Source organism: Secundilactobacillus silagei JCM 19001 (genome assembly GCF_002217945.1).
GTDB classification, from domain to species: Bacteria; Bacillota; Bacilli; order Lactobacillales; family Lactobacillaceae; genus Secundilactobacillus; species Secundilactobacillus silagei.
Genome location: NZ_BCMG01000047.1, coordinates 1 through 266 on the forward strand (window position 1 = coordinate 1; position 266 = coordinate 266).

Annotated in this window: 1 protein-coding gene; it reads right to left on the bottom strand. The window is 50.8% G+C overall.

Annotated elements, in window-relative coordinates; translation table 11 throughout:
• The coding region (locus tag CES79_RS12930; RefSeq protein WP_225362454.1) for a hypothetical protein at positions 1–266 on the bottom strand (266 nt) is incomplete at both ends.

Below are 266 nucleotides of genomic sequence, written 5' to 3' on the forward strand. Positions count from 1 at the left end.
GCTCGCCCGTCTTACCAGTTACATCAGGTACCGTTTGATCACCTTGGTTGCTTGGAATCGTCACATTTGCCTTGGCATCATTTGGTGTGTAGGTCACTTTACCTGTGGTCGTTGGGTTATCAACGGTGATCGTACCGTCGGCATTCACTGTCGCCGGTACCGTTGACTTATCCGCCGTGTAGCCTGGCTTCACTGGTACTGTAACATCAACATGCTCGCCCGTCTTACCAGTTACATCAGGTACCGTTTGATCACCTTGGTTGCTT